This window comes from Plesiomonas sp. (assembly GCF_051652165.1).
Taxonomy (GTDB): Bacteria; Pseudomonadota; Gammaproteobacteria; order Enterobacterales; family CAMTGL01; genus Plesiomonas.
Window position 1 is genome coordinate 539,359 of the sequence record NZ_JBOFTR010000004.1, and the last position, 22,903, is coordinate 562,261.

Genomic DNA, 22,903 nt, shown 5'->3' on the forward strand with positions numbered 1-22,903 from the left:
CCATACTATTTTTGTTTCTTTTTACTCTGCTTACCTCTTTCTTACCCATGCAAACAGTGCGAGCTGATGAACCATCTATCCCCACATTTACACTAACTCAACCAAACTCAGTTGAATTAGCAGACAAACACCAGTCAATACTCTCTTTACCTCTGTATGCTGAACATCTGTTACCGCAAAATTGGGAATTTACCACCGATCAACAATGGCCTAAGAATGATGACTTAATTATTGAGGGGAGTAACCCTTCAACAAAAAATAACCTGCTGGTGGTCCGTATCGATGATGCAAACTCTACCGGATATAACTCAAGAGTGAATGAAGAACGTATTATTCCTTCAGGAAACTTTCGCCTGCGTCTACCTTTAAGTGCCCTACAAACGCCCAACAAAACACCACTTAACCTTGAAAAAATACGGGCTATATATCTGTTTAATACTGAAACACCATCTTTGATTATCAATAAAATCAGATCAGAGAAAGGGTTACAATTTTCCGAAGATATTATCGCATGGGATTTTGGTGCAGCTTCACGCCCGCCCTTTAGTGGCTTTACCCGTATCAGTGAAACTGATCCCCATTTAAAAGGCCCTATGTCAGTTATAGAGCGCGCTGGCGGTTCAACATTACTCAATGATGGATTACGGGGTATTAGTGAAATACGCCTTTCTCTGCCAGCAGGTAGCTATCATTTAAGGCTTTGGACAGAAGATCGAGGGGAATGGGAATATTTGCCACATCCCCTAGAACGCCGTATCCAAGTGAATCAAAATGTCATTTGGCAACAAAAAATGACACCTGAAACATGGGTTTCTCAACGCTATATGGCTGGTGCAAAAAATGAAGCGCAACCCAATGGCGATGTATGGCAACAAATCCAGCAACAGCGAGGTGGCAGTATAGACTATACCTTCACGCAACCTGATGGTGATATGATCATTACCCTAGACGGTGACTCAACAGATGCTCAATTTTTATCGGCACTGCTTCTTTGGCCTGATAAAAATCTTGAAAATAGGATGATAAGGCCCTCCTCTGGAAATCAAAAAATACTCACACCAGCAGAAACCGTTGACATTCGTCTTGCCACTTTATTTCGAGAAAATTGGAATATAAATTCAACACCAGCCGCACTGCCTGTTAATGCCACTTTAATATCATTAATAGATAAAAAACAACTCACAGAATCTCTCGCACAAACAGGTTCAAATAGCCACCTTAATCTGAATTTTGTCATTGACCCCAACAGTATTAAAGAAGCCATAACCGCAAATATTAGTGTACAGCCACCAACACTTAAAGGTGTAACTTTAAATAGTGAATTACGCTGGGGTCAATGGTTATGGCGCAGGCCATTAGCACAAACGAATGCACTTTCTGTTAATGCCGATTACCTACGTAGTGATACCCAAACTGTTCCTTTATCACCTAATCAACCACGTTTACTGAATGTTGCATTATCAATACCGTCAAACACACCTGCGGGTATCTATAAAGGAAATATTCAGATAAAAACTGCACATCAACTTATTAATACACCGTTTAGTATTAAGGTGTTAGATATCATACTCCCTGATATTCCCTTACCGATTGGTGTCTACCTTGATAAAGCACCGCATTTAAGTTGGTTTGATGCAAATAAAACAAATGCCGCAGCACAGTGCGATATGCTTTGGCTCTCTAACTCAGGCCTAACCACATATGCTCCCCCTTTGAGCACTCCAACTAATGATAATATACAAACCTTTCAGCAAGATCTTGATGTAGCAATAAAACTGACACCTTCAACCACTCTACTAGCCTACACACCGCTCAAAAGAGCAAGAGAAATAATGGGCGATAACGCCACTATTGCACGCATTACCGAAATAGATCAGCAAACCACCAAGCCCATTGCGTGGAGTTTAGCCGATGAACCGAATATCAATGATATTCCACAATTAATTCAATTTGCCGATAATCTGCGCCAAAAGTCACCTAAAACAAAACTGGCTGCACACTTTAATCACCCTATGCAAAATGCACTGTTACAGCACATTAATCTTGCACTTATCAATGCAGGGTTTGGTGTTGATAGCATGCAAATATCCATATTAAAAAAACAAGATATTCAAGTTTGGTTATATAACTTAGGGGCGAAGCGAGTAGCAAGTGGTTTTTATCTGTGGCGTTCTGGTGCTGATGGTTACATGCAATGGCATGCGCGTATGCCAACGGCTGATCCTTTTGACCCCACTGATGGCCGAGAAGCTGATTTCCAATTTTTATACCCTATGACGACTTATTGCAATGCAATTCCTGATGTTGATCGCTCTCTGTTTGCAATAACATCAGGTATAGAAGATTTACGCTGGTTATATTGGCTTGACCACAAGAGTAAAACATTGCCAGCCGCTAAAATATTACGACAAAAAATATGGGATCAGATGCCCGACACATGGCATGCAGCCGAAGTACTCCCTGAACAAACACTGAATCAGTGGATTAATCAGATTCAAGTACTCGCTCAACTGTCTGCAAAATCAACATAACGAAAATCATAGCAATCATGATATGTATATAGGATAAAACAAAATGTAAAATAAACGTTTTATTTCTAAGTTTTTTTAGAACACTCTTTTATTTATAATAACAATGTGACTTATACTGTATAACACAAGGATGGCAAAAAAGAGTGCTTTACTGCTAAACGCGGTTAAAGCGGTAATAGCACCTATCATAGGTAAAGGAAAGTCAGTGAAAATGAAACGCTATTGCACAATAATCCATATTGTTTTCATACTTCTACTTGTTGCCTGTGGCACAAAAACAAGTAGCAAACAGTCAGTTGATCTTGCTGCAATACAACAACTGCGGGCAGTACAAGGTGCACATTCACAAAGTTTTAATGCCGCATATCCGAAAGAGAGTTATACACTTTTAGCTGAAGATGAAACGCAGTTTTATCGATTTATCGCACAACAAGACCCTAATGCACTCACTGTATCTGTTGGCCCTGCAGAAGGAAACCCTCTTCATAGTGCCCAACAGGCCCATCAACGTTTAAAACTTATCGAAAAAATGCTTATTGCCCGGCCTATTACTCTAAACTTGCAATATACTCCGCAAGCACGTGCAGACAGTTTGCACGTTGAGGTGAGCCGTGAACAGTAACCTCTATCTCTCTTTATGTGCCATATTAAATGGTGCATGGAGAAGGCGTGCTCTGATTATTACCCCTTTATTAATAATGCCATTATTAGCAACACTCATTGGCATTTTTACGCCAAAACAATACCAGTCATATACCACTCTCCTGATTCAAGAAACCTCAAAATTAAACCCTTTTTTGGAAGACCTCTCTGTTTCCACCAATTTAAAAGATCGCTTTGCCGCACTTGATAGCCTTTTGCACAGCCGCTATGTTTTGCAAATGGTTATTGATGATGCAAATTTACTGCCTAAAAATGCTAGTCAAAGTGATTACGATAATAAAATTAATCTACTCTCCTCTTCTGTTACACTAAATTTAGTTGGCAGTGATTTAGTTCAATTACGTTTTAAAACCCAAAGCCCTGAAAATAGTGCAATAATATTACAAGCTATCAGCCAACGTTTTTTAGATAATGTCCTCGCACCTGAGCAATCATCTATTAGTGGTTCAGAGAAGTTTTTAAAAGAACAAATTACCAAACAAGAAGCAGAGCTCAATAAAGCGGAAAAAAACTTAGCTGATTTTAAACGTCGGCAAGCAGCAGAACTGCCTGATTTATACAGTTCGAATGTAAATCGATTACATACCTTAAAAGATAAACAAGAAGAGCGATTAACTCAACTAGCAGGTGCAAAAGCAGCATTGCATGCATTGCAAAATGGCATATCACAAGTTAATCCTATTATTGCAAACCTTGAGCAGCAAATAGTCAATACCACAAACGAAATATCACTGTTACGCACACGCTATACAGACTCGCACAGTAAAATCCAAGCAGCCATTTATCGTTTAAAACAACTTGAAGATGAACGACAATCACAATTAAATTCCATCCCTAAAATTGACAGCTCAGATCTCAATCAACTACTCAATTTGTCTCAAAATAACAATAAAAGTAATACGAGCCAAACAAATAAAAACGATACCTTACTTGACTCTCAATTAAAAGAGTTACAAAAAGCTGCAACAAACGTCAAATCACTGCAAGAAGAGCTCAATAGTATTGATAGAATGCTTTCAGAGGCCTCAAATAGCGTTGGAAGTTTTGGTGATGTAGAGCGACAAATGTCAGAACTTGAACGCAATCTTCAAGTTCAGCGTGAAATCTATCAAGATTTACTTACACGCTATAAAAAAGCACAAGTCACTGGTGCACTCGGACAGTTTGAAAAAGGTGATCGTGTCAAAGTTATTGACCCACCATTTACCCCTACATCACCGAGTACACCTCCCCTTTTTGTATTTGTTATTGCGGGCATCATTACTGGAATTGCCATTGGTTGCGGTTTTGCACTCATTGCAGAAATAACAGACAGTACCGTGCATCGTAGCGATAAGTTGTCTATGCTATTAGGTGTACCTATATTAATACGGATTCCTTACAATCAGGAAATAGAGCAATATGAAAATCGCCCCGCGCAGGATAACACAAATCATTCAGCACTTAGCGCCGGGTGGTATTGAGACCATAGCATTAGAGCTGCACCGCATCTATCAACATAATCACCAACCTTTACTTATTAGCCTAGAAGGAAACGGTGAGCAAGCTAGTAAAAATTGGCCTCGTGTAAAGAATATTATCGAAAACTCAGAAAGCAGCTTACTATTTCTTGGTAAAAATGCGGGGTTAAAATTTAGCTTGCTCTTTACACTCATACAATTATTAAAAAAATCAAAGCCTGATGTAGTACATACTCATCATATTGGCCCATTACTCTATGGGGGGTTAGCTGCCCGAATTGCGAATATTAAAACCATTATTCATACCGAGCATGATGCTTGGCACTTAAATAATAAAAAACGTCGCTATCTCGCACGATTACTGGTTAATATTATAAATCCAATAATCGTTGCCGATTCCGAGCAAGTTGCTGTTAGTCTCAGAGAGCATCTCCCAAAAACCAACCCAATTGTTATTCTCAATGGTATAGATACAACTTACTTTATTATGGGAAGTAGAGAAAAAGCACGTCAACAACTTAACTTACCTATAAAAGAAAAAATAGTAGGCTGCGCAGCACGATTGGAGACGGTTAAAGGGCATGCTGGATTATTTTATGCACTTAAACAGTGCCCAAACTTACATCTAGCACTTGCAGGAATTGGTTCATTAGAACAAAAATTAAAAACTCTAGCATATGAACTCAATATTATCCATCGAGTTCATTTTTTAGGGTTAATAAATGATATGTCAGTATTTTACCATGCTATAGACAGTTTTTGTCTTGCTTCCGAAGCAGAAGGATTACCTTTATCACCACTTGAAGCACAGTCATGTGGTATTCCTGTTGTACTCACTAATGTGGGTGGTTGCAAAGAGTGTATTGATCCACAATCTGGTCAATTAGTCCCATTTGGAAATATTGAGTTATTAGCTAAAGCACTAGAGCATAGTATTACATTACAAGAACAAACGACATCTCGCTCATTTGTAGAAAAAAATGCCAGTTTGCAAAATATGGCAACACAATATTTATCTCTTTATCAAAGTACCAAACGATAAAAGCAGCCAAGGAATCGGTACATGATCGCACTTAGTATTTTTATATTTATTGTTTTTTTAATTATTTACCACCATTTTCTCTACCCTTTTTTATTAAAAAAAATAAGTCAACGCCGAGTATATGCACTTCCAGAGATCACAGTTCGCCACTATACAAAAACAAAGGAAGATTTATCACTTCCTGATATTACCCTTATTATTCCTGCATATAATGAAGCCACCTCTATTGCTGAAAAAATTCGTAATCTTGCCGCACAAGATTATCCAGCAGCAAATTTTACTATTCGCCTATTATGCGATGGTTGTACTGATAGCACTGTTGAAATTGCACAAAAAACACTCAATGAACCAGAGTGCCAATGGCTACCTTTTATTATCGAAGAGTTTACCGTTAATCGAGGGAAAATAGCTATTATTAATGATGCAATTACAAACATCACCTCCCCTATTGTTGCATTTAGTGATGTATCAGCACTATTACCCATTAATACTTTTTTAACTGCTGCAGCTCATTTTAAACATGCAGATATTGGTGTTGTAGGGCCAGGCTATCGTGTTTTACAAGCCGGATCACTCGGTGAGTCACACTACTGGCAATATCAATCTCAGATTAAGCAGTCAGAGTCATCACTAAATTCTGTATTAGGTATGCATGGTGCATGTTATTTTATTCGTCGCGAATGCCTTAACCCAATTGAAGCTGATACTATTAATGATGATTTTATTCTTCCCATGAATGCGATTGCTCAAGGTTATCGTGCTGTATATGAGCCACGCTGCCTATCACTTGAGCTTGAAACTGCCTCACCTGAACTTGAAGCTAAAAGGCGAAAACGTATTGCTGCTGGTAATACACAACAGATATGGCGTTTGCGAAAACTTCTTCATCCCCGTTTTCGTTGGAATGCATTTAATCTTATCTCAGGAAAAGGCTTACGTGTTCTTATGCCATTTTGTTTGCTAACAATACTTTTATTATCACTCTATATCTCAATAGCAATACCTTTGTTTATATTTCTATTCATTTTTCAATTCATTGGCTATATATCTATTATTGTTATGAATCTTAATCCCAAAATAGCCTGGCCTGATAGTGCAAAAAAAGTTCAATATCTTGTAAATGGGCATTGGTATAATTTTATTGGTACATGTCGCTATTTATTAGGTAGAGAGAAAGGTCGTTGGAAACGAGCTAATCAACAAGGAGAGTAATCATGTCACACTATGTTCATCCAGTGACTGCCTTTGCTAAACGAATGATGGATATTATCGGTGCATTATTCGGTATTTTGCTCACACTCCCACTTTGGCCTCTTATTGCTATTGCTATTAAGCTTGAAAGCAAAGGGCCGATCTTTTTCAAGCAACAGCGTGTAGGGCGTATCTTTCCTGATCATGTAGAGCTTTTTTATATGATCAAATTCAGATCAATGCGTCAAGATGCTGAAGCTACAAGTGGTGCTGTATGGGCAACAAAAAATGACCCACGGATCACTCGTATTGGTCATTTTTTACGTAAAACACGGCTAGATGAATTACCACAATTTATCAATGTAATACGTGGCGATATGTCGCTTATTGGTCCAAGACCTGAGCGGCCTCATTTTTGTAACACATTAGAAGATGCCATCCCTTTTTATGTTGAACGCACTTACGGTATCGCACCTGGCATCACTGGGCTTGCACAAGTCAATCAGGGATATGATGAAAGTTTAGATGATGTTCGCAGTAAACTAGCATATGACCTTGCTTACTCATTAGCATTAACTCGCCCTTGGCAATGGTTAAAGCTCGATTTGAATATTGCTTGGCGCACTATTAAAGTGATGGTTGGTAAGCGTGGTCAATAAACAAGTCAGTATCATTCATAGCAGACTGCACTCCAAAATTTAAGGATAAATAATAATGAAACCAATGTTATATACTTTAAATAACTGGCAAGTAATGACTCTTCATGGCGAGCTTGATGCTATGTATGTCAGTGAACATAGAGAGACGTTTGAAATGCTTGCAGTACAAAATCATAATACGTTAATTGATATCAACGAAGTTCATTTTATTGATTCATCAGGAATTGGTGCGCTCGTGTTTTTATATAAAAGACTAAAAGCAAAATCACTCACACTTTCATTAATTTGCGATCAAGGGCAGCCAAGAGAACTATTAAAACTTCTACATATTGACAACACTATTGAATGCTATAGTACAATTAAAGACTTTGTTGTTAAAACCAGCGAGTGATTATAAAAATCACTGAACTATACCCATCACTAATAAAAGTGCATCAAACCATCTATTTTTTATGATAAAGTGCTTATTATGATAAATTTCTCAAAATGAATGGATATAAAAAAATCACCTTAATTATACTCGGTAGTTTTCTTATCGGCTGTACAACTTGGCCTTCAAATGGGCGTGGTGGTATGGCTGAAATTAGGCCTACTGTATTACCTAATCAAACAGAGAAACATGATGACTATATAGAAAATATCAACCAAATATTGCATTATAAAGAGACATTAGTCACACAACTGGTACAATTTAGCCCTACATTAAAAATCTGTATGCCGAGTAGACTAATCCAATTAGAGCAACACAAAATATTAATTGAGCGCGAGTTACACGCACGATTATGGCATGATGGGCTATACAATCTTAATTTATGGAAAAATGAGATTCAGCAAGCAGAAAAAGATTTGGCCAATTTACAAAAGAAGACAGGCTGCGCAAGCTCTACTCATAACCGATTAAGTGAATGGCGATTGCTATAAGGCTGTTGATAAATAAAAGCAAGGAGCGCAGCATGAACTGGCTAAGACTTATCCAGCCAATATTTTTCTTATATTTTATTTTGTTAGGGTTAATTTCTGTTCATGCTCAACCTGTTTCATCTGTATCAACAGAGACAGTATCTGATACATTACGTCCAGGAGATCTTATTTTTATTAATCTTCCTGGTGAAGCAGCATTTAATGAACCATTTCAAATTAACCGCGAAGGTAATCTTCAACTTCCTGAAATTGGTGATATTAGACTATGGGGTTTATCACTCACTGAGGCTACGCCACAGATACGTAAGCAACTGCAAACTGTATTTAAAGACCTTTCAGGATTTAGTGTGCGTATAAAAGAACGGTTGCTGCTTGTTAATGTCATGGGCTATGTACGAAAACCGGGAAGCTATCAATTACCTGAAAATGCTAATGTTCAACTCGCCATCGAGTCAGCTAACGGTTTAGTACCCGGAGCACAACTTAGTAATATTCAAGTTCAACGTAAAAATCAAAAAATTGCTTTTGACTATAAACACTATCTTGATACTGGTGACTCCAGTGAGATGCCTTCATTACAAACACTTGATACAGTGTTTATTCCTGCATCCCCTCTTACAGGTAATGTTCAAATTGATTTTGACGCAGCAACATTGTCAAAAAGTGGTGATGCCGCCGATGCACAGCGAGCGATTAAAGTTTTTGGTGAAGTAAACACTCCTGGCGCATATAGCATTAAATCTGGTGAAACCGTAGTAGACATGCTCATGCGCGCAGGAGGCGTTACCCGCTATGCAGGTGTTGAGCGCATTCGAGTGATTAGCAATAATGAGCCCACCCTCTTTGATCTTAAGAAATTTCTTGATACGGGTGATAAGCAATTTATGCCAGAAATTGCGCCAGGTAGTACTATTTTCATTCCTAAAGATGAAGAACAAATTAAAAAAGGTACACGTACTGTCTATATTATGGGTGAAGTAGCAAAGCCTGGTGCTTATGAGAGCCGTAAAGGTGATACATTTATGGATATCCTCGCTAATGCAGGTGGGCCAACTCGCTATTCAGAAAGCCGACAAATTCGTATTATTCGTGCTGATGGTTCAATTGAGCCCTTTGACCTACAAGGATACACTGAAGGGTTAACTCGCCGACAGTTACCCGTAATTACACCCGGTGATGCAATATTTATCCCTGAAAAAACAGATGTCAATGAAAAATCATGGTTAAAAGTATCACCTAAACACGCTGTAATGGTAATTGGGCAAGTTAATAAGCCCGGCCGTTATGAGTGGTCAGATGAAATGTCATTGCTTGATCTTCTCGCTAATGCAGGAGGGCCATCAGATAAAGCAGACACATCAAAAGTGCAAATTTTAATCACTGAAAATAGTAAACAAGCTAAACCTATATATTTTGACCTTACTAAATTTCTCAAAGAGGGTGGAAACTTAGAGCAAATTCCAAATATCCGTGCAGGATACACCATTAATATTCCACAGTTACCCAATGATCCAAAAGATAATAAATCACAATGGGTACAGCAAGCACCTGAAAATTCAATCTATATAATGGGTCAAGTTGGCGCACCTGGACGCTATGCATTTACATCAGAAATGGGTTTCTTAGATATTCTCGCAGCAGCAGATGGCCCAACTGAAAAAGCAGACTTGCGTAATATACGCGTTGCTCATCGTAATGGTGGTTCAGCTAATGTAACAAAACTAGATTTATCCCTCTATTTTGAATCAGGTGATGAAAGTTTATTACCTAAAGTCGTTACAGGTGACTCTATCTATATCCCTGAAAAAGATCGGTTATGGCTAGACTCAAGTAAAGAGTCAACAGTGAGAATAATGGGTGCAATTGGTAAACCTGGACGTTATCGTTTTAATGAAAGTATGACACTACTTGATCTGTTAGCTGAGGCCGGTGGCCCAACAAGTTCAGCTTATGTACAAAAAATTATTATTGCTAATCTGTCTGAGAGTGGAAAGAACGACCAAGCACGTACATTTAATTTACTTGATTTTATGAAGTCACCTAATTTTAGCCAATTACCTATTTTACGAGCTGGCGATACAGTATACATCCCTGACACTAAAGACAGTAATTGGTCTGTATTTATGGGTGGAATGACAGATATATTTACGATTCTTTCTGTACTTACTTTACTAATTAAAATTTAATGGTTGAGTACAACATGACTAAAGAAAAAGAGCCTGAATATCATAAAGAGATTGATATTTTATTTGATCGTGCACTATCAAAAGGTATTCGCACACTCGCTATTACCTCAGCAGTCCATCAAGAAGGTGTATCAAGTAGTGCCCTTGCCTTTGCCAAGCGTTGTGTTCAAGCAAATATGCGCACACTCTTAGTTGAGTTATCGATTACCGCACCAATTTTACCGGCATTATACCCTAACATAGGCAGTGCACTTGTTAATAATGTACCAAACACAAGTTCACTTAACTTTCCCACTATTCATCAGGTTTCATCTTTATTTTCTCTTGCGACAACACTCACTCGTGTTGAACCAAGTGATCGCTGGTATAGAAAAAATTTCACTCAATTATTAAACGATTTCACTGAGCACTATGACATCATCATTTTTGATATTCCACCTATTACATTAGAAGAACCAAAATATTTACCCAGTGAAATTGCCTGTGCATGTTGTGATGCTACTGTACTCTCTGTTTTATTCTCTCGCACTCAAGAAAGTGAGATAAAAGATACATTAAAAAAACTAAAACAAACAGAATGCAATATTATTGGTTTTATTGCCAATGATAGATTTAATCCCTCTCTTGCTAGTGACTTAACAAGAGAAACATACCGATTAGAACATCGATTTCCTTTGTTAATGGAAAAATTAAGAACTCGAATAAGAAAAATAGCAATTTTATCTTTTAAACTATAATAAATCACCAATACTACATATTTTAAAACAGTTCTAAAACATCCACTACCTAAAGGATTATCGCATGTTAAAAAACGAATGGATATTAAAAAAAACAGCATCGCTACTTTCAGTTCGTGAATTGAGAAGTAATTTAAATTCAATATTAAACTCACACAATATAGCACAGCAAGAATTACAGCACTGGTTACTTGCTTTTACAGAAGCAGCAACTAATATAGTCAGACATACTACCCCTCCTGCCACCTTTATTCAGTTAACATTATCCTATATAAATAACGAATGGATAATGATAATTGAAGATGATGGAGGTGAAACAACTGTTTATAATAATAAGAGTAATATACCAGACATTTTAGCTGAGGGGGGATATGGTATTGCGTTAATTCAGTCATTATTTGCAGAGTCAGTTTATTCGCGCACACCAGAAAATATAAACAAACTTGTTATATCTAATCCACTTTGCTCTCAAGTCAAACTACCTACTATTATACTGGTCGATGATGATCCTGTGATTCGTAAAATAATACAAAGCTACCTAAAAAACAAATATCAAATCATTGCGTTTTCTTCAGCAGAAGAAGCCATTCCATTTATAAAAAAAAATAAAATAGATTTAATCCTTTCTGATATATCAATGCAGGGCATGGATGGTCTCAGTATGCGTAAAAACCTAGCAGGTCACATTGAAACCGATATACTTCCTTTTGTTTTTATCACAGGAAACTCAAGTAATGATACTCGTCAAATTGCTACCCGCTTAGGTGTAGATGACTATATTGTTAAACCAGTGAAAAAAGTAGAATTGCTTGACATAGTATCACGTGTACTACAACGAAGCCAAAATCTTAAAATCCGAATAAATCAACGGCTCGACCCCAAAGTTACCGCAGGCTTACGCCCACAACTCCCCAAAAAAATAGATGGCTATAATCTTGTAGTACAAAGCCGAGTAGCATCAGCAGGTGGTGGTGATTATTTATTACAACATGATAAGCTTATACTACTTGGCGATATTATGGGGCATGGTGAACAGGCTAAATTTTTTGCATATGCACACGCAGGCTACTTTCGTGGTTTAATCTATGGGTTATATAAAAATGAAGGCGTTAATCTTCTCTTAAATAAACTATCCCAAAGCATGATAAATGATTCTCTACTCAGTGGGGCACTCACGACATGTATTGCTGCAGAGCTTAATAACGAATATATTCAATTAGCCAGTGCTGGCCACCCTAAACCTTGGTTAATTACTGAAAAAGGCATAGATATTCTACCCGTTAGTGGTATGTTAGCGGGTATCACTGAAGATACGCAATACAATCAACTTACTCTGCAATTAAAGCCAAAACAAAGGCTCATGCTTTATACTGATGGATTATTAGAGTCACGAAGCGAAACACTTAGCTCTCATTATGAAACTGAAATTAGTCACATCTTACTCTCTTCATTAACAGAACCTATTGAACTAGCTGCAAAAAAAATATCTCATTGGTTTGATATAACTCACGCTGAAATGCCAGAGGATGATATGACTTTTGTTTTAATTGAAAGACCCATATAAAAAGGCTGAAAATAATTATGCTAGAATTGAATCTTTAATTAATGTTCGATTAATTGTATCATTTAACTTACTCATTGTAAGTGGTTTAGTGCAATAATCAACCATGCCTGCTGATAAACATTCATCACGCACACCTATTGTTGCATCTGCAGTTAAAGCAATTATTTTCGGCGAGCTTTCTCGCATATTATTGATAATTGCTTGCGTTGTTTCTATTCCTCCCATACCAGGCATATGTAAATCCATAAAAACTATATCATAACTTTTATTTTTTACTGCGTTTATTGCCTCTTCTCCAGAGACAACCGTATCAACTAAATGCCCCATCTTTTTTAGCATTGCCTTTACAACCATTAGATTAACTTTATTATCATCCACCACTAATAATGATTTAGCACTGTATATTTGCTCTATTTCAGAAGCTTCATGTGGTGCGCAATGATAATCACGTGCATCAAAATGTTTTGCAATTACTGCTTGTAATCCTGCCGCTTTAACAGGTTTAGTTAAGTAATCATCCATTCCTGCTTGAATATAAGTTTCTCTTGCACCTTCTAGTGCATCAGCAGTCAATGCAATTATTTTAATTTCACGATGATTATCATCTGCATATTTACGAATAACTATAGCTGCATCTAAACCATTCATCAGTGGCATTTGAATATCCATGAAAACCAAATCAAATACATCACTATTCACTTTATCTATTGCAATAAGCCCATTTTCAGCTGTTTGAACTTTATGCCCATGCCCGATAAGTAAGGTAGAAATAAACTTACGATTTGCAGCACTATCATCAACAACTAAAATGTTAATTTGTGGTGTGCATTGATGGCATTGTATGCTTTGACACTTGTCAGTTAATGGTGCTTGAGCACTCTTTGCTTTAAAAGAAAAAACAAAACAACTGCCCTTTCCAAGTTGACTTGTCAATGTAATATCACCATTCATAATTTGTGCTAAATTTTTTGAAATCTCTAAACCTAAACCTGAACCACCATATAAACGAGTTGTTGATAATTCAGCCTGAGAGAATCGTTGAAATAATTTAGGTATTATCTCTTCAGCTATACCAATACCCGTATCTTCAACAGCAATAGAAATTTCAAAAAAATCAAGCGATACGTTCTTACTATAAACAGTTATACGTATAACCCCTTTCTCTGTAAATTTAATCGCATTACTGATTAAATTCATAATAATTTGTCTAACTCTAATAGAATCAAGTTCAACCCATGCGGGTAAATCAGGTGGATAATCAAGTATAAGCTGTAATCCCTTTTGATCCGCTGCATTTGCCACTAAACGATGTGTGTTAATAAGTAAATTTGATAATGAACATGGAGACACATCTAACTGTACATGCCCAGCTTCCAATTTCGACACATCAAGAATATCATTAAGTAATCCAAGTAAATGCTCGGCTGAATCTTTTGCTGTTGCTAAATAATCTGCTTGTTGTGAGTTCAATGTACTGTCTTCAAGCAATGAAATCATGCCAATAACACCGTTCATTGGAGTTCTAATCTCATGGCTCATATTCGCTAAAAAAACACTTTTTGCGCGATTTCCTGCTTCTGCTTGAAAACGCGCATCTTCTAATTTCTCAGTTAATAACATCAATGAATGGTTTTGTTTTTTACTCCGTTGTAACTGACTCCATGCAACAAAACCAAAAATAACAATCAGCATTAGTTGCAATGTTGCAATTGCAGTTGTTATAGCAATTTGGTTGGTTACAGTTTGCTTTCTACTTTCATCTAATGCAGTAAAAGAGGTATTAACCTGTAAATTTGTTTTTTGAAGTAAAGATTGTAGTGCATTGACACGTTCAATGAGTGTTTGATACTTTTCCTTATTGTATACAGGTATAACATCTGGTCCTAAAAGGGTATCTGCATAGTAAATAAAATTAGGTAACTCTTTTTTTATTTGGTGATAAATAGGTTGATCAACCAATATTTCACGGCTATCACTACTGTGTAATGCTAATCCTATACGACTAATAAAAGTATCATACCGAAGTTGTAATGCTCGCATTGACGATGCACTGCCATTTTCAGACTCCACTTTCAACAATTGATACTGCAAACGATAATATTCATTTTGCAACTGAAAGTAAGTCCACATCAAATTATCATCGCCAATACTGGCGCTTTTCTTTAAATCATCAAACTGCTTATATTGAACAGAAGCTATGCTTATAAATGTCCCTAATAAAACAAGACAGATAACGACAAGCAGCCGATAATTTGTTTTCATTTTATCCCTTATTTAGCGCATTAATTTATCTATTAGCATATCCATTACTCTATTTTTATAGAATCTACTTGCCAAGCGCAGCGGCTATAATATAATTTCGTTCTTAACTCTGGGTGAGTATTAAATGGATAAATAACAAATAGAGGCCCTTTATCCCTTACACTCAACATTTTTCCATCTATTTTTCTTGCTAAAATCACATCGTATTTATTAATGTCAGATACAGGAATCTTTGATTCATAATCATTTAACGCAACAAAAGTAATACTCTTTCCTTTTGATTTAACTAAAGCGAGAACATCTCTAATCAGTGGCCCTTCAAATGTTTTCTCACCCTCATACCACGGTGTTGTAGTCGTAATTTTATGCTGAGGTAGTGCATCAAGTGATTTTTCATCAAACACAGCCGTTTCGCCTTGATTTCTTTCACCAATATCACCTGATATAGTTAATACAGCCTCATCTGTAATATGACCAATTGCTAAACTAAGCTCTGGATATAACAGCGCAGAGAGCATTAACCCTGCTACATAAACTAATCCTTTTAATTTCATTTAAAACACTCCTGTTTTGAGTTTTATATCCATTATTTTATGATGCAAGATAATCTTGCAATGCTGCCTTTGTTGGCTCACTGTACTGCATAAAATCAACGTAAGCTAACTCACTAGCGTCTATTTCAGTATTACGACAATGCATCTCTAATCGTAAAGCAGCATGATACAAATCTTTTGCGCCTAAAGATCCTGAGCTACTTTTAATACAATGCGCTAATTTACCTAACGCGATAAAATCACCTACGTTATGCGCATCAGTCATTTGTATGATATGTTCATCAAGTTCTATTAAGTAGACTTGAATGATATCAACAAGCACATCATCACCAATCTCCTGTTGCAACTCATTTAGCACTTGTAAATCAAGCCGCTCAATAGAAGACGCTTTAAGTGCCTGAAGTTGAGCCATAAATACTCCTTGTCACAGAAAATGCATATTATGTATAGCTACTAAAATCAATATAGAAGTAAGAGGTTATTACGCAGTCTGTAAGTAAATAGTCTTAACCTTTTACCCGTATAAAAAAGATAGCACTCAGTACAAAAATATTCACCGGTATCTGCCTGTATTATCTAAAAATGGTAGAGAGTGAGAGTAAAAGCGAAAATAATAAAAAACGAGCAATTAATAATTAATATAGCCAGATGATATAAAAGCATCTTATATAAGATGCTTTTATATTGTATTCATAGGTAGTCCTGATTTACTTCTGTAAAAATCAAGACAGCATTGTTGTAAGTGATGCAATTTTCACAATAACCTCAACAGCTTTTTCCATTCCCTCAACGCTGACAAACTCATGTTTACTATGGAAATTATACCCACCTGTAAAAATATTTGGGCAAGGTAAACCACGATACGAGAGGTATGCACCATCAGTCCCTCCTCGGATAGGTTTAATTTTAGGCTCAATACCACACTCACGCATTGCCTGTTCTGCAATAGCAATCACATGTGGATGTTCTAAAATTTTATCCCGCATATTAAAATAGGAATCAGAAATGCTGATATCAACGCAGCATCCACGCTTCAACCCTAAATTAAATGCTGCAACTTTCTCAGATAAAAATATCTTTCGTGCTTCAAAATGCTGCCAATCAAAATCACGGATCATATAATGCAGCTCTGCTTTTTCAACTGAACCTTTCATCTGATTAAGGTGAAAGAAACCTTCGCGGTCTTCAGTTAACTCAGGTGTTTCACCCGCTGGCATTCCCGCATGAAACTGCATAGCTAATGCCGACGCATTAACCATGACATCTTTTGCAGACCCTGGATGTACATTATTACCGTGGAACTGGATCACCGCGCTGGCAGCATTAAAGTTCTCATATTCGAGCTCGCCTACTCCACCGCCGTCAACCGTATAAGCCCATTGTGCTGCAAACTTATCCACATCAAAATAGTGTGAACCTCGGCCAATCTCTTCATCAGGAATAAACCCAATGCGAATATCACCGTGCGGCACATTTTCGGCTTGTAAGCGTGCTATTGCGGTCAATATTTCAGCAATACCCGCTTTATCATCCGCTCCCAGTAAGGTTTTACCATCAGTGGTAATTAATGTTTTACCGTACATTTCATGTAATACTGGAAATGTCACCGGTGATAAAAACTCATCACCTACACCTAGAGCAATATCTCCGCCACGATAATTCTCAATCACCTGTGGTTCAACATGCTTTCCTGAATAATCAGGCGAAGTATCTAGATGGGCAATAAAACCAATTGTAGGTACACACTGATCGACATTGGCTGGCAATGTTGCCATTAAGCAACCATACTTGTCTAAACTAATATCAACCAAACCCATCTCTTGCATTTCATCACGCAATGCCTGAGCTAACGCCATTTGCCCTTCTGAGCTTGGCACATACCGCTGATTAACCTTAGATTGTGTATCAAATGCCAGATAAAAGAAAAATCGGTCTAATAGTTTATTCATTATCTTTGCGCCTTATTTGTCATTACCTTATTATGCAAAGGTAATGCAAATACATATTGCGGTAGGTCAGTCTTTTGCTTAATCCTGTTGAATAAAAGGGATAATTTTCGTTGGTTTAACAGAAAAGGTCAGCACATCACTTTTTGTGATCGAAAATCGTGTAAAATCAACTGTCCATTCATGCTGCTTATATTCAATAATACGCGTTTCTAATGCTGTAACAGAGTTATTGGTATTCTCTACCGTAATCTGACCCGTTTCTGTTGGAAAACGAACGATCACCCCACCTACTTTAGGCATACGGCTACGTGTAAAAAATGTTCCCAACCGCTGGTAAAGCGCATTCATATCTGCCACTAACAACTGTAACTGCTGGCCAGAAATAGTGTTTGTCATAGGTAGGGTAGCAAGTACTTGAACTGAGATATCGCAAGGTAGTGTATTAGCCGTTTCAATCATGATATTAGGGTTAATACGGCGAAGATTACTGTCTTGTGGAACTCGTATCTCACCTGTAGCATCAATGTTTATTTGCTCGTTATGCCGACCTGAACTCATTGTTATACGTGTGATCTGACAGCCTTGTTTTGTTTGTGGATCACGTAAAAAATAGGCTAACCGTGCCGCTAACTTCGCTTCATCAGGGCGATTTATTCGTGAAACATCATCATAAAATGTCTTATATTCGAACACTTGGCTCGCTGCATGAGCATAACCTGCTGACGCTCCCAAAAAACACAAACACCCGTGATAAAGCACTTTATATACAGTGTTTAATAAGCCTTTTTCTTTTATTGTTATTTTTTTACTTTGAATTTTGTTGTGCACATTCAAAACAACAGCCACATGCATAGCAATGCCCTTTCGTCATGGTAAATTACATTTCACATAATATTTTCACCTGAAAACACAATAATTAACATGATTAATGCAAAAGATTGCTAGGTTGCTTGATAAAAAACAGATCCAACACACTATAATTTGTGCTTTAGAGATGAAAAGAGGAAAATTATCCAGTTAAAGGGAAAACGGCTTTCCATTCTGGGGCGTTACCCTTATTATTCGCGCTCTTTTTTATACTCAGTGGCATCTTTGGTTAACAGTCTTTTCCAAAGATGGTTCTATCTGTACACATTAAGGATAGAGTAAGAAGCTAAATGACTGAAAAACGTTCTCATTCGCCGGTAGTAGAACTCCGAGCCATTCGTAAAGGATTTGATGGTAAGGATATCATCTCGAATCTTGATCTCACCATTAATGACGGTGAATTTTTAACCATCTTAGGGCCTTCAGGTTGCGGAAAAACAACTGTTCTGCGCTTAATTGCAGGGCTTGAAAATGCTGATGAAGGTCGTATTATTCTTGATAACCAAGATATTACTGATATCTCGGCAGAACATCGCCACGTCAATACCGTATTCCAAAGCTATGCACTCTTTCCCCATATGTCGGTGTTTGAAAATGTTGCTTTTGGTCTGCGTATGCAAAAAGTTCCTACCCACCAAATTGAACCACGCGTGATGGATGCACTTCGCATGGTGCAACTTGATGATATGGCAACTCGCAGTCCGCATCAGCTTTCCGGTGGGCAGCAACAGCGTGTTGCTATTGCACGTGCAGTAGTCAACAAGCCAAAGATATTATTGCTTGATGAATCACTCTCAGCACTTGACTACAAACTGCGTAAGCAGATGCAAAATGAACTAAAAGCCTTACAACGCAAACTCGGTATCACGTTTGTTTTCGTTACGCATGATCAAGAAGAAGCCCTGACCATGTCAGATCGCATTATTGTTATGCGTGATGGTCGCATTGAACAAGACGGAACACCACGCGAGATCTATGAAGAGCCACGCAACTTATTTGTAGCCCACTTTATCGGTGAAATTAATATTTTCACAGCTAATATTATCGCGCGTGTTGATGTTGATCGCGTGCTGGCCAATGTCGAAGGCCGTGAATGCCATATTCATAATGTCATGATGGATGTATCGGCAGGTGATAAGGTTAATGTATTGCTGCGCCCTGAAGATTTGCGGATTGACGAAATCCACAACACCGATCAGGTAGATGGCATCATTGGTTATGTTCGTGAACGTAACTATAAAGGTATGACATTAGACTCTACCGTTGAACTTGAAAGTGGTAAATCAGTCATGGTCAGTGAATTTTTTAATGAAGATGATCCTGATGTTGATCACTCACTCAACCAAAAAGTTGCTGTAACATGGGTTGAAAGCTGGGAGGTGGTACTCGCCGATGAAGACAACGCGTAAGTTTCAAAATATTGTTATCACCACCATTGTTGCTTGGTTAGTGTTATTTGTTTTTATTCCAAATCTCATGATTATTGGTACTAGTTTTCTAGTCCGTGATGATGCAAATTTAATCCAGCTTACTTTTACGCTGGATAACTATACCCGTCTGTTTGATCCACTCTACGCCGAAGTCATGTGGCATTCGCTCTCAATGGCCATGATCGCAACATTTTTGTGTCTGCTTATTGGATATCCATTTGCCTATACTATTGCACGAATGAAAGAGAAATGGCGGCCTATCATGCTCTTTTTAGTGATAGTCCCGTTTTGGACTAATTCTCTGATCCGTACATATGGTTTAAAAATATTCATTGGTACAAAAGGTTTGCTTAATACGTTACTGCTTTCTGTTGGTATCATCGATCAACCTCTGCGGCTAATGTATACCGAAACGGCTGTTATTATGGGGTTGGTGTATATTCTCTTGCCTTTTATGGTGCTGCCACTCTATTCCAGCATTGAAAAGCTCGATGATGCTTACATTGAAGCTGCACGTGATTTAGGTGCAAATAAACTTCAGCGTTTTATCAAAGTGATCCTTCCCCTGACAATGCCAGGGATTGTAGCCGGTTGCGTTTTGGTTTTACTTCCTGCCATGGGGATGTTTTATGTCTCTGATTTACTTGGCGGTGCAAAAAACTTATTAATTGGTAATGTAATCAAAAGCCAGTTCCTTAATATCCGTGATTGGCCATTTGGCGCGGCAACTAGCGTAACGCTAACACTATTGATGGGGCTATTGCTATTTATCTATTATCGAGTAGGAAAACTGCTCAATCGTAAGGGTGAGCTAGAATGATAGGACGTATATTTCGTGGCGGTTTTATGCTTACGGTATATGCTTACTTGTATATTCCTATCGGCATTTTGATTGCTAACTCCTTTAATAAATCAAAATATGGCATTAGGTGGGAAGGTTTTAGCCTTAACTGGTATGAGCGACTAATGAACAATGACAGCCTGATACAAGCTGCATTGCACTCCATTACTATCTCTGTGCTTTCAGCAACAATGGCAACACTGATTGGTGCTATGGCAGCCGTTGCGCTATTTCGGTATCGTTTCCGAGGTAAACCTTTTGTCAGTGGCATGTTGTTTGTAGTGATGATGTCACCCGATATTGTCATGGCCATCTCACTCTTAGCACTGTTTGTTGTAGTAGGTATTTCGCTGGGTTTTTGGTCATTACTGTTTGCACATATCACTTTTTGCCTTCCTTTTGTTGTGGTTACTGTGTACTCACGTTTGAAAGGATTTGATGTCAGAATGCTTGAAGCTGCAAAAGATCTGGGCGCAAGTGAAACCGTCATTTTACGTAAGATTTTGCTGCCATTAGCTATGCCTGCGGTTGCCGCTGGATGGCTGCTCAGTTTTACACTATCACTTGATGATGTTGTAGTGTCATCTTTTGTGACTGGCCCAACCTACGAAATTTTACCACTGAAGATTTACTCTATGGTTAAAGTGGGTGTATCACCTGAAGTCAACGCACTCGCAACACTCATGTTAGCGGGATCGCTAGTGTTGATCATTACAAGCCAGTTGTTGTTACGCAAAAAAGTGACATAAAAACTTACATATGTATTCAAACGTAGTGATATATCGTAAAATTGATATTTTAAAACTGGCTGGGGATAACACATTTTTTAATGATCCCCTCATTATTCTATTTACTTAGAGGAGAGTCTTGAATGAAACGATGGTCACGTCTTCTTGTTGCGGGGATGATGGCGCTCGGCATTCAAGTTGCGAATGCGGCAGAGAATAATGTGGTCTACTTCTATAACTGGTCAGAATATATCCCTTCTGGCTTGTTAGAAGAATTTACTAAAGAGACTGGAATCAAGGTAATTTACTCTACCTATGAATCTAACGAAACCATGTATGCTAAGCTCAAGACATTGGATAAAGCCAATGCTTACGATCTTGTCGTACCTTCAACCTATTACGTAGATAAAATGCGTAAAGAGGGTATGCTACAAAAAATTGATAAAGCAAAGCTCTCTAACTATAAAAACTTAGACCCTGCTCTGCTTAACAAACCTTTTGACCCTAACAACGATTACTCCATTCCTTACATTTGGGGTGCAACAGGGATCGGTGTAAATACGGATGTGATTGATGCAAGCAGCGTCACATCATGGGCTGATCTGTGGAAGCCTGAATATGCCGGCAGCCTGCTGATGATGGATGATGCACGTGAATTTTTCCATCTTGCACTGCGTAAATTAGGCTATTCAGCAAACACAACCGATCCAAAGCAGATTGAAGCAGCTTACCACGAGCTACAAAAACTGATGCCAAATGTGCTGACATTCAATTCAGATTTCCCCGCAAACCCGTACATTGCTGGTGAAGTCAATCTGGGGATGCTGTGGAATGGTTCAGCCTATATGGCCCGTCAGGAAGGTACTCCTGTACAGATTGTCTGGCCAAAAGAGGGCGCTATTTTCTGGATGGATAGCCTAGCTATCCCTGTAAATGCAAAAAATACTGAAGGCGCGACCAAGCTAATCAACTTCTTACTGCGCCCTGATGTAGCAGCAAAAGTGGCTGAAGAAATTGGCTACCCTACACCGGTTAAAGCCGCACAGCCGTTATTGCCAAAAGAGATGGTTTCCGATAAAACTATTTATCCGGAAGAAAAAACCATTTTGGCTGGTGAATGGCAAAGCGATGTTGGTTCAGCTAATGAACTGTATGAAAGTTATTTTCAAAAGCTCAAAGCCGGACGTTAATCGTCTACTGATAAGGAACGCATAATCGCACTATCGATGAGTAATCACACTGGTCATCAGGTGCGATGATATCTTCTGCACCCTTGTTATAAAAAATGCCGATCACCACCATGATCGGCATTTTTTTA

The 22,903-nt window shown here is 37.9% G+C and carries 20 protein-coding genes; 15 read left to right on the plus strand and 5 right to left on the minus strand.

The window, feature by feature from the left end:
• Positions 1–47: 47 nt before the first annotated feature.
• The 11 genes from ACRC53_RS04860 (at position 48) to ACRC53_RS04910 (ending at position 12,954) form a co-directional block, all read left to right on the plus strand.
• Positions 48–2,531, plus strand: coding sequence for a hypothetical protein (locus tag ACRC53_RS04860; RefSeq protein ID WP_438642416.1), 2,484 nt, complete (start codon positions 48–50; stop codon positions 2,529–2,531).
• A 211-nt stretch (positions 2,532–2,742) separates the two neighbouring features.
• Positions 2,743–3,153, plus strand: coding sequence for a hypothetical protein (locus tag ACRC53_RS04865; protein WP_438642417.1), 411 nt, complete (start codon positions 2,743–2,745; stop codon positions 3,151–3,153).
• Positions 3,143–4,657 (plus strand): GumC family protein, encoded by a 1,515-nt coding sequence (locus ACRC53_RS04870; RefSeq protein ID WP_438642418.1) that lies wholly within the window; start codon positions 3,143–3,145, stop codon positions 4,655–4,657. Before ACRC53_RS04865 ends, ACRC53_RS04870 begins: the two co-directional genes overlap by 11 nt.
• Positions 4,596–5,696, plus strand: coding sequence for a glycosyltransferase (locus tag ACRC53_RS04875; RefSeq protein WP_438642419.1), 1,101 nt, complete (start codon positions 4,596–4,598; stop codon positions 5,694–5,696). Before ACRC53_RS04870 ends, ACRC53_RS04875 begins: the two co-directional genes overlap by 62 nt.
• 21 nt (positions 5,697–5,717) lie before the next feature.
• Entirely contained in the window at positions 5,718–6,908 is a 1,191-nt protein-coding gene (locus ACRC53_RS04880; RefSeq protein ID WP_438642420.1) for a glycosyltransferase family 2 protein, read from the plus strand.
• 2 nt (positions 6,909–6,910) lie between these two features.
• Positions 6,911–7,546, plus strand: coding sequence for a sugar transferase (locus tag ACRC53_RS04885; RefSeq protein ID WP_438642421.1), 636 nt, complete (start codon positions 6,911–6,913; stop codon positions 7,544–7,546).
• A gap of 55 nt (positions 7,547–7,601) precedes the next feature.
• A complete protein-coding gene (locus tag ACRC53_RS04890; RefSeq protein ID WP_438642422.1) occupies positions 7,602–7,937 on the plus strand; it encodes an STAS domain-containing protein in 336 nt (111 codons plus the stop codon).
• Between the two features lie 95 nt (positions 7,938–8,032).
• Entirely contained in the window at positions 8,033–8,467 is a 435-nt protein-coding gene (locus tag ACRC53_RS04895) for a hypothetical protein (protein ID WP_438642423.1), read from the plus strand.
• Entirely contained in the window at positions 8,452–10,653 is a 2,202-nt protein-coding gene (locus tag ACRC53_RS04900) for an SLBB domain-containing protein (protein ID WP_438642424.1), read from the plus strand. The genes ACRC53_RS04895 and ACRC53_RS04900 overlap by 16 nt, the downstream gene beginning before the upstream one ends.
• Before the next feature lie 14 nt (positions 10,654–10,667).
• The gene (locus tag ACRC53_RS04905) at positions 10,668–11,390 is read left to right on the plus strand and encodes a hypothetical protein (protein WP_438642425.1); all 723 of its coding nucleotides are present in this window, start codon (positions 10,668–10,670) and stop codon (positions 11,388–11,390) included.
• Positions 11,391–11,454: 64 nt separating this feature from the next.
• Positions 11,455–12,954, plus strand: coding sequence for a SpoIIE family protein phosphatase (locus ACRC53_RS04910; protein WP_438642426.1), 1,500 nt, complete (start codon positions 11,455–11,457; stop codon positions 12,952–12,954).
• A 15-nt stretch (positions 12,955–12,969) separates the two neighbouring features.
• Here ACRC53_RS04910 and ACRC53_RS04915 read toward each other — a convergent pair whose 3' ends face one another.
• The 5 genes from ACRC53_RS04915 to ACRC53_RS04935 all read right to left on the minus strand — a co-directional run bounded on the left by ACRC53_RS04915 (position 12,970) and on the right by ACRC53_RS04935 (position 18,451).
• On the minus strand, positions 12,970–15,216 hold the full coding sequence (locus tag ACRC53_RS04915; RefSeq protein WP_438642427.1) for a response regulator: 2,247 nt from the start codon (positions 15,214–15,216) through the stop codon (positions 12,970–12,972).
• Positions 15,217–15,260: 44 nt separating this feature from the next.
• Complete coding sequence (locus ACRC53_RS04920) at positions 15,261–15,770, minus strand: molybdopterin-dependent oxidoreductase (protein ID WP_438642428.1); 510 nt, start codon at positions 15,768–15,770, stop codon at positions 15,261–15,263.
• Between the two features lie 37 nt (positions 15,771–15,807).
• On the minus strand, positions 15,808–16,182 hold the full coding sequence (locus ACRC53_RS04925) for an Hpt domain-containing protein (RefSeq protein ID WP_438642429.1): 375 nt from the start codon (positions 16,180–16,182) through the stop codon (positions 15,808–15,810).
• Positions 16,183–16,492: 310 nt separating this feature from the next.
• Entirely contained in the window at positions 16,493–17,719 is a 1,227-nt protein-coding gene (gene pepT, locus ACRC53_RS04930; protein WP_438642430.1) for a peptidase T, read from the minus strand.
• 78 nt (positions 17,720–17,797) lie between these two features.
• Complete coding sequence (locus ACRC53_RS04935) at positions 17,798–18,451, minus strand: DUF2987 domain-containing protein (RefSeq protein WP_438642431.1); 654 nt, start codon at positions 18,449–18,451, stop codon at positions 17,798–17,800.
• Between the two features lie 425 nt (positions 18,452–18,876).
• Between ACRC53_RS04935 and potA the strand changes: the two genes are divergently transcribed.
• The 4 genes from potA (at position 18,877) to potD (ending at position 22,775) form a co-directional block, all read left to right on the plus strand.
• Complete coding sequence (gene potA, locus ACRC53_RS04940; RefSeq protein ID WP_438642432.1) at positions 18,877–19,995, plus strand: spermidine/putrescine ABC transporter ATP-binding protein PotA; 1,119 nt, start codon at positions 18,877–18,879, stop codon at positions 19,993–19,995.
• Positions 19,979–20,836, plus strand: a complete 858-nt coding sequence (gene potB, locus ACRC53_RS04945) for a spermidine/putrescine ABC transporter permease PotB (protein WP_438642433.1) — start codon at positions 19,979–19,981, stop codon at positions 20,834–20,836. The genes potA and potB overlap by 17 nt, the downstream gene beginning before the upstream one ends.
• Positions 20,833–21,606: a spermidine/putrescine ABC transporter permease PotC gene (gene potC / locus ACRC53_RS04950; RefSeq protein ID WP_438642434.1), complete on the plus strand. Its 774-nt coding sequence runs from the start codon at positions 20,833–20,835 to the stop codon at positions 21,604–21,606. The genes potB and potC overlap by 4 nt, the downstream gene beginning before the upstream one ends.
• A gap of 122 nt (positions 21,607–21,728) precedes the next feature.
• Positions 21,729–22,775, plus strand: coding sequence for a spermidine/putrescine ABC transporter substrate-binding protein PotD (gene potD / locus ACRC53_RS04955; RefSeq protein ID WP_438642435.1), 1,047 nt, complete (start codon positions 21,729–21,731; stop codon positions 22,773–22,775).
• Positions 22,776–22,903 lie beyond the last annotated feature (128 nt).

Coding starts and splice junctions, on each gene's coding strand:
- ACRC53_RS04860 (WP_438642416.1), top strand. CDS start 48: ATGCAAACAGTGCGAGCTGATGAACCATCTATCCCCACATTTACACTA.
- ACRC53_RS04865 (WP_438642417.1), top strand. CDS start 2,743: ATGAAACGCTATTGCACAATAATCCATATTGTTTTCATACTTCTACTT.
- ACRC53_RS04875 (WP_438642419.1), top strand. CDS start 4,596: ATGAAAATCGCCCCGCGCAGGATAACACAAATCATTCAGCACTTAGCG.
- ACRC53_RS04880 (WP_438642420.1), top strand. CDS start 5,718: ATGATCGCACTTAGTATTTTTATATTTATTGTTTTTTTAATTATTTAC.
- ACRC53_RS04885 (WP_438642421.1), top strand. CDS start 6,911: ATGTCACACTATGTTCATCCAGTGACTGCCTTTGCTAAACGAATGATG.
- ACRC53_RS04890 (WP_438642422.1), top strand. CDS start 7,602: ATGAAACCAATGTTATATACTTTAAATAACTGGCAAGTAATGACTCTT.
- ACRC53_RS04895 (WP_438642423.1), top strand. CDS start 8,033: ATGAATGGATATAAAAAAATCACCTTAATTATACTCGGTAGTTTTCTT.
- ACRC53_RS04900 (WP_438642424.1), top strand. CDS start 8,452: ATGGCGATTGCTATAAGGCTGTTGATAAATAAAAGCAAGGAGCGCAGC.
- ACRC53_RS04905 (WP_438642425.1), top strand. CDS start 10,668: ATGACTAAAGAAAAAGAGCCTGAATATCATAAAGAGATTGATATTTTA.
- ACRC53_RS04910 (WP_438642426.1), top strand. CDS start 11,455: ATGTTAAAAAACGAATGGATATTAAAAAAAACAGCATCGCTACTTTCA.
- ACRC53_RS04915 (WP_438642427.1), bottom strand. CDS start 15,216: ATGAAAACAAATTATCGGCTGCTTGTCGTTATCTGTCTTGTTTTATTA.
- ACRC53_RS04920 (WP_438642428.1), bottom strand. CDS start 15,770: ATGAAATTAAAAGGATTAGTTTATGTAGCAGGGTTAATGCTCTCTGCG.
- ACRC53_RS04925 (WP_438642429.1), bottom strand. CDS start 16,182: ATGGCTCAACTTCAGGCACTTAAAGCGTCTTCTATTGAGCGGCTTGAT.
- pepT (WP_438642430.1), bottom strand. CDS start 17,719: ATGAATAAACTATTAGACCGATTTTTCTTTTATCTGGCATTTGATACA.
- potA (WP_438642432.1), top strand. CDS start 18,877: ATGACTGAAAAACGTTCTCATTCGCCGGTAGTAGAACTCCGAGCCATT.
- potB (WP_438642433.1), top strand. CDS start 19,979: ATGAAGACAACGCGTAAGTTTCAAAATATTGTTATCACCACCATTGTT.
- potC (WP_438642434.1), top strand. CDS start 20,833: ATGATAGGACGTATATTTCGTGGCGGTTTTATGCTTACGGTATATGCT.
- potD (WP_438642435.1), top strand. CDS start 21,729: ATGAAACGATGGTCACGTCTTCTTGTTGCGGGGATGATGGCGCTCGGC.